Annotated in this window: 10 protein-coding genes; 3 read left to right on the top strand and 7 right to left on the bottom strand. The window is 64.1% G+C overall.

Annotated elements, in window-relative coordinates; genetic code table 11:
- Window positions 1–198: hypothetical protein (locus tag GEV06_27840; GenBank protein MPZ21670.1), on the top strand; the 198-nt coding region annotated here is incomplete at its 5' end.
- A 312-nt stretch (window positions 199–510) separates the two neighbouring features.
- Here GEV06_27840 and GEV06_27835 read toward each other — a convergent pair.
- On the bottom strand, window positions 511–876 hold the full coding sequence (locus GEV06_27835; GenBank protein MPZ21669.1) for a hypothetical protein: 366 nt from the start codon (window positions 874–876) through the stop codon (window positions 511–513).
- A 62-nt stretch (window positions 877–938) separates the two neighbouring features.
- On the opposite strand from GEV06_27835, the gene GEV06_27830 reads away from it, so the two are divergent.
- A complete protein-coding gene (locus GEV06_27830; GenBank protein MPZ21668.1) occupies window positions 939–1,256 on the top strand; it encodes a hypothetical protein in 318 nt (105 codons plus the stop codon).
- Between the two features lie 83 nt (window positions 1,257–1,339).
- On the opposite strand, the gene GEV06_27825 is transcribed toward GEV06_27830, so the two are convergent.
- Together GEV06_27825 and GEV06_27820 are read right to left on the bottom strand one after the other, a co-directional pair.
- Window positions 1,340–1,792, bottom strand: a complete 453-nt coding sequence (locus tag GEV06_27825; GenBank protein MPZ21667.1) for a PIN domain-containing protein — start codon at window positions 1,790–1,792, stop codon at window positions 1,340–1,342.
- Window positions 1,789–2,019, bottom strand: coding sequence for a type II toxin-antitoxin system prevent-host-death family antitoxin (locus GEV06_27820; GenBank protein ID MPZ21666.1), 231 nt, complete (start codon window positions 2,017–2,019; stop codon window positions 1,789–1,791). The genes GEV06_27825 and GEV06_27820 overlap by 4 nt, the downstream gene beginning before the upstream one ends.
- 301 nt (window positions 2,020–2,320) lie before the next feature.
- Here GEV06_27820 and GEV06_27815 point away from each other — a divergent pair, with 301 nt between their 5' ends.
- Window positions 2,321–2,839 (top strand): damage-inducible protein DinB, encoded by a 519-nt coding sequence (locus tag GEV06_27815; protein ID MPZ21665.1) that lies wholly within the window; start codon window positions 2,321–2,323, stop codon window positions 2,837–2,839.
- A 224-nt stretch (window positions 2,840–3,063) separates the two neighbouring features.
- Here GEV06_27815 and GEV06_27810 read toward each other — a convergent pair whose 3' ends face one another.
- From GEV06_27810 to GEV06_27795, 4 genes are all read right to left on the bottom strand, one after another.
- Window positions 3,064–4,389, bottom strand: a complete 1,326-nt coding sequence (locus GEV06_27810; GenBank protein MPZ21664.1) for a hypothetical protein — start codon at window positions 4,387–4,389, stop codon at window positions 3,064–3,066.
- A 361-nt stretch (window positions 4,390–4,750) separates the two neighbouring features.
- Window positions 4,751–5,560 (bottom strand): SRPBCC domain-containing protein, encoded by an 810-nt coding sequence (locus GEV06_27805; protein MPZ21663.1) that lies wholly within the window; start codon window positions 5,558–5,560, stop codon window positions 4,751–4,753.
- 12 nt (window positions 5,561–5,572) lie between these two features.
- Complete coding sequence (locus GEV06_27800; GenBank protein MPZ21662.1) at window positions 5,573–6,163, bottom strand: helix-turn-helix domain-containing protein; 591 nt, start codon at window positions 6,161–6,163, stop codon at window positions 5,573–5,575.
- A 284-nt stretch (window positions 6,164–6,447) separates the two neighbouring features.
- Window positions 6,448–6,561, bottom strand: a 114-nt coding sequence (locus GEV06_27795; protein MPZ21661.1) for a DUF2914 domain-containing protein, incomplete at its 5' end; no start/stop codon positions are given.

Below are 6,561 nucleotides of genomic sequence, written 5' to 3'. Positions count from 1 at the left end.
CTCGTCGACTCCGGCAAGTCGGTCATCGTCATCGAGCACCACCAGGCGGTCATGGCGCACGCCGACTGGATCATCGACCTGGGCCCCGGCGCCGGCCACGACGGCGGCCGGATCGTCTTCGAGGGCACAGCCGCCGACCTCGTCGCCGCCCGCTCCAGCCTCACCGGCGAGCACCTCGCGGCCTACGTCGGCACCTGACCGAGGCCCTCGCGGACACCGTGAGACGAGTGCTCTCATCTGTTTCGACTCGTCCGGGTTGTCGAGAAGCGATCGAATGTCCGACGCAATACGGGCCGGATCTGTTCCGTCAGCGACAGGTAGACAATCTCCCGGACGACCGTCCTCGAGGTCGTGGCCGGCGAAGGGTCATCGCGCCCGCGGCTGAATCGCCTCCTGCTGCGCCGCGATGACAAGGGCAGGCTGAGCGCGAAAAGATCGCCTTCACCGTTCCTTCCGAGTTGTTCGCGCTGCACGCGCTGCAAGGCCACAGCGCGTCGACCTGTCGCGGCGTCACTTTGGGACAATGTCGTACTCGAGTCCAACCGTGCCGGTCTTCTCGTAGACCCGGTGCTTCTTCAGCTTGAGCCTGGCGCGTTCGGCCGGCGATGGCAGCAGCGGAATCCCCCCACCGAGCAGAACGGGAATCACCGCGAAGTTCACCTCGTCTACCAGGCCGGCAATCAAGAGACTTCGGAAGAGTTCGCCGCCACCAAACAGCGCGATGTCCTGGCCGGGCTTCTTCCGGAGATCGGCAACGACCCTTTCCGCATCGTCGCTGAGGGTCGCCTGCGGACAATCGCTTGGTCGGAGCGTCCGCGAGAAGACGATGTGCTGGATCCCCGGCGTGGGCGGCGCGGCGTCCCCCGCCCGCTGCATCACTTCGAACGTCTTGCGGCCGATGAAACCTTGCCTACCTGCAGGGTGACCTCGCCGACGACGTGCTCCGGGGGCATCTCGTCGAGAACGCACGTGCGACCCGCCGCGAGATCGAGGCGCTGCTCGAGGCGGCCAGCGCGGCCGGCGAGCTGCTACGTGACGCTGACGTGCGCTCCCTCGCGCGTACCGTGGAAACCGTCATCGGTGGATCGCTGATGTCGTGGGCAACGTATCGCGAAGGAAAGGCCGTCGACTGGATCAGCCGGGATCTGGAAGCCGTGCTGGCGCCCTGGCTGAAACGCCCTCACATCAGAGGCGCGACCGCATCAGGTCGGAAGCCCGCTACAGAGAAGCGACGTCCACGTGTTGGCCGCGGCTAAACACCAACCGCCCGCGTGCGCCTGCACGTGGATGCGAAGAGCGCCACGATGTCTCCTCGACCCTGTCGAGCCCCAGCGCACTATCAGTCCAGCGTGGGTGCGACGAAGAGTCCTTGAGACGCGGCCGCATCGCGCAAACGTGGATCGAACGACACCACCGTGGCTGCTTCGGCGTCGAGCGCCGTTGCGAGGTGGAGCGCATCGAGTGCTCGGAGAGGAATCGTGAGGGACAGCATCAACCGTTCGGCGCGACGATGAATCGGCGGCGTCAGCTCCGCGCGGTGCAATGATTCGTGCAACTTCGACGCTTCCCGATACAGGCGCTGCGCCTCTTCTCGTGTCAGAAGCTGTTCGCGGGTGCGACGCGCGACTGCAGAGGCCGTCTCTGTTAATGCCAGGTCCGAAACGATCACGTCGGTCAGACCGTCAAGGCTCCGGTTGAGCTCGTCGCTTTCCGCTTCCGGGACGAACAATTTGACCAGCGCACTCGCGTCTAGGTAGATCGGCTCCGCCCATCGCTCGGTATCAGCACTCACAGGCGGTCTTCCCGTCCTTCGAGAACTGCCTGGGACAAGGCGGGATCAGCCCCGCGGAACGCCTGCCGCACGCGGGTCAGATCGGGGAACGGACGACGTCGCTCAACAGGCGCCAATCGAGCGACCGGCCGACCGCGGTCAGTAATCAACACTTCCCGCCCCTTCTTCACGTCGTCGAGGAGATCGGTGAGGCGCTGACGCGCTTCGCGGATACCAGCTGTACGCATGCCCGCATTGTGTCACATGTAGCACTTATGGTCAAGCGGTGAACAGGACCTAGACCCGTCAGCCCGTGGAACAATGGCGCCGCATCGGGCGCGAATCAGAACATGGTAGCGTCCAGATTGTTGGGTCGACCGGTAGGCAGTTTCTGACAGCCGCTGACGAAAGGATCTCACGAATGGACCGTCAGGAGCTCCTCACCGGGGATCAGGCAGCGTTTGCTGAAAGCACATGGCTTCCATGCAGTAGCCGCGCTCTTCGCGCTCGAGGGCCGGACACTATGCTGCACCGCAATAGGGGGTGAAAATGTCGGATGTACCAGACCAACATCTGCTCGAGGCCCTGCTGGATTCCTGGGACCGGAACAACGCCATCCTGCTCAACCTGCTGCGCGCCCTACCAGAGGGCGGGCTGGAAGCCAAGGCGATCGAGAGCAGTCCATCCGTCGCCGAGCTATTCACGCACATCCACTATGTGCGGCTCGTGTTTGTCTTCGAGGATGCTCCCGAGTTCGCCAGGAACGTGCCAGAGGAAGAGTGGGTGGTCGAGAGTGACCGCGATCGCATCGCGCAGTTGCTGAACGACAGCGCCGTGGCGGTGCGGGACGCGGTGAGGGGGAGGGTGCTGGCAGGTCGGGACATGGACCTTCACTACGACCACCCGATCCTCCTGCTCCAGCACATGCTGTGGCACGAAGGCTACCATCACGGGCAGATCAAGCTGGCACTCAAGGTGGCGGGCCACCCGCTCAGTGATGAGGAAGCCGGGCGGGTCACGTGGGACGTCTGGATGCACAAGAGTGGTCACCGGCACCTCGATCAGTGAGGAAGAGACCGGTTGTGCACCTGCCGACGAAGACCAGCTCGTCGAGCACGGGGCCGAGCAGCTGCACGACACGTGCTTGATGTCGTCGCCAATCGATCTGAGGCCTATCGTGTCTACCTGCGCTGCACCCACGCCCGGCGACGGTTCCGGCGGCCTCTCCGGTGACCGGCTCTGTCAAGGGCAGGATGTGGGATGCCGATATCAATTCGGATTCAACGATCGAGTCAGGGTTGATAGTGAAAGGCAAGGTGAACCGTCAGCGTGGGATTCGGAAATTCGGCCGGCAGTGGATTCACGGTGTTCGTCATCAGCAGCGCCTGCCGGGACCTCTCGTCAAGATTCTGAAGACCGCTCGGCTTTTCGAGCACGACATCGACAATGCGTCCGTCGCGCTCAATCGTGAACTTCACCACGTTGCTTCCGTTCACGTCCGACTGTCCGACCCAGTTGCCGCGGATGCGTTCGGTCATCTGGGTCAGGTAGGCGGGGCAGCAGAAGTTCGCGGCGTCGATCTGCAAACCGGCGGGTGCGACCCTGAGCGCTGGACTGCTGGGGCGAATCGGCGCGGATTGGGCAGGGAGCTGGCGTGCGTTGACCACACCCACCGCGACGGGAACGGCGACCGCGAGAACAATCGCCAAGCCGAGGACGAGCTTCTTCCAGACGTTGACGGTCTCTCCGGCACGGTTCCTCATGATCGCCTCGATTCTCTTCTTGAGATTGGAGCTGGTGACGCCCGCGACACAGGCGAGGCGCGACTCGACATAGAACTGACAGGTTTTGAGAATGCCTTCCGCGTACACGCCAGGGCTGCAGCCTGACCGAAGAACCTCTTCGTCACACGCCCGCTCACGCTCGTCCACCAATCGGGCTCCTATCCACCATACCAATGGGTGAAACCAGAAGACGGCCTCGGTGATCATGTGGATCCCTGCGGTGAGATTGTCACGGCGTCGGACGTGACACACCTCGTGCGCGACCACCGCCTCCAATTGTTGTGGCGTGAGATGTTTCTCGATGCCTGCAGGGACCAGGAGGATGGGGCGCAACCAGCCGACCACGCCGGGTTCCAGCAGGCCCGGAGCGGAGCGAACCCGAACGCCCGCCGGAACCTCCGCACCGCGAATCTGCAGCGGGATGCTTGCCCTCACGGCAGCCCTGATGCGTCGCCACGTCAGCAGCCGTATCAACGCAGTCGATCCAAACCCGCAAGCCCACGCACCGAGGATGATGAGGCCCAACCAATTGAGAACGTCTGGCGTCGAAAGCGCTGACGACGCAGGCGGCCACGTGTCGGGAAACGGCTGGCTGATCTGCACGAGTGTGAGCGCGATTTCCTCCTGCGCGACCCATAGCGCGGCTTGCGCCCACCGCAAGCGGCTGCTGAGCTCGATGAGCAGCGTTAACGGAACGAAGAACTTGACTGAGGCGCTGACCCAGAGCCAATAGCGTATGTGGGCTGGAGCGTGGCGGACTGTGAGGGTCAGGAGCCCCGCCACGACCGCGAAGAGCGTCGATTGCCACAGATGATTGAGCCCTTCGCCGATCATTTCCGCGTTCTCTCCGCCTTGTGTGGCTGATCACGTCTCTTGATCGTCTTCTCCAACTCGCGAACGTCGTCCAGGGTCAGCTTCCCCGCCTCCGCGAGTTGCGCCATCATCGGCTGGGCGCGCCCCCCGAAGGAACCCAAGATCTCCTGGTGAGTGTCGGCTGGGTCATCGGTGCTTCTACTATCCAGCCGATAGATCTACTACAATATAGTAGACACGGTCAAGAGTGCCCCAAATCTATTTTGCACGTCATCGCTTGTGCGCGCGAAGGGGTCCAGAGGTTCCTGGCGCGTTATGGGGCCGCGCGCGGCGGTCGCGGGAGAAAGGGATGAGGCGCTCAAAACGGCCGCAATGAGCCGATTCACTGGCCTCGGGGCACGAATCGTTCACCAAGCCAGTCCCGCCACTTCTGCTCGCTGGCCGTCGCACGGGCGTCGGCGTCGTCGCCGTAGAAGAAGATGGTCATGCTGGCGTTGACGTGCGGACCGGCGCCATACGTGCCGACCAGCGCGATGCCAGGGGCCGGAGCGTCCAGACGCATCATGATGTAGCGCTGCTGCGGATCCTGGTGGATGCGTTCGATCACACCGGACAACCCTTCGGGTTGCAGTGGTGTCGCTCGCGGCTCGCCCGCATCCGCACCGGCGAGGTGGAGCTGCTGCGTGAGGCGCTTCCAGACCGCGAGATGATCGTCTTCGACACTGACCATGGCCATGAACGACGCCGCCCGTCGTCCCGCGAAGTGCGCCAGGTAGAGGCGCAAGACCTCGAAGAAGGCCGGCCACCCCTTCTCGAAGCCTTCGATCTGGTCGTCCCAGTCGTCGGATGACGAGAACAGGGAGTGGACCATGCGCACGACACACCGATCGCCGGAGCGGGCGGTGATCGTGATCTCTGTCGCCACCGGAGGCGCCCCTTCGCTCCAGTCGCGTTCAATATAGCCGAACCGGTGCGGCGGCTCCCACGCGGTCACCTCTCCCACCTGCGTTCCATTGGGACCGAAGTCGAACTGGATCTCGCCGCCGACGCGTTCGTCGACGGTGGCCTTGGTGAACCAGGCCGCGTTGCCCGGTCCTGTCGCCATGGCCTGCCAGACCTGTTCGGGCGTGCCCGGGGTGATGAACTCCATCTCGACCCAGCGTTTGCCGGTGCCGTCCTTCTTGATTGGCATAGTGATGTCCTCTCAGGGCCTGCTTTTAGCCGGCGCAGGGTATGACGCGACGACGAGTCGATGCGGACGTCCGCGCGGCGCCCGTTCGTCGTGATAGCGTGCGGCCAAGGCCGCGATCGCGTTCGTAAGGTCGCTGGTGAAGGCCGCGCGGTCCGCGGGCGATTTGAAGCGGATGACCGTGTCGATCGAGAGCGTCGCCAGACGCTTGTCGCTCGTGTGCGCGCGGCGCCACAGTTCGCCGACTTCGCGCACGATCCGCGCGGCCAACGCGATGAGGTAGGAGGCGGACAGTCGGTCGTTGTTGCGTGCCGGATCCGCTCCGATGGGGCCGAGTGCCGCGGGTGACACGACGTACGACGCCGCCGTCGCAATCATCAGGCGCTCGGTGAGCCCGCCCCAGTGACGCTCCCCCGCCGGCTCGACCAGCTTCAGATCCTCCAGCGCGCGCAGGTGGTAGTTGACCTTCTGCCGCGCGAGCCCCACGCGTGCCGCGAGTGCGGCAGCGGACGCCGGCTCCGAGAGTTCGGCCAGCAGCCGGGCCTTAATGGGGTCCAGCGCGGCGACGGCAGAGGCGGGATCGTCGATGACGGCGACATCCAGCATGGCAGTCACGATAGTATTGACAATATTTCTTGTCAATACAGCGGTGATCGATCGGCAGTGGAAATTAAAGCTGTCCAAGCCCGCCCGCCCGAGACATCGGGACGAAGCGCCGCCAAGGTTCGCAGGCGGCCCAGAAACGTTCTTCGCGACCCGGTTTGGGCAGCTTAGGGACAAATTCGGGACGTCCTGGATGATCCTCGCGTCGAAGCCACAGAATGGCGTGAGCTGATGACGTGGCTTCTTCGAAGACGCACCCGCACATCGAGCGACCGTCAGAGCGCGTCTCAGCGCACGGCGAAGCGCTGCTCGTGCAGGAGGTCGCCGTCCGCGCTCCTGACTTCCACGCGCCAGTTCCCCTCACGGTCTAGGGTCTGCCGGCTGTAAGTGCGATAGCCCTG

This window comes from Luteitalea sp. (genome assembly GCA_009377605.1).
In the GTDB taxonomy this organism is placed as follows: domain Bacteria; phylum Acidobacteriota; class Vicinamibacteria; order Vicinamibacterales; family Vicinamibacteraceae; genus WHTT01.
This window is presented reverse-complemented; position numbering and strand designations above follow the sequence as displayed.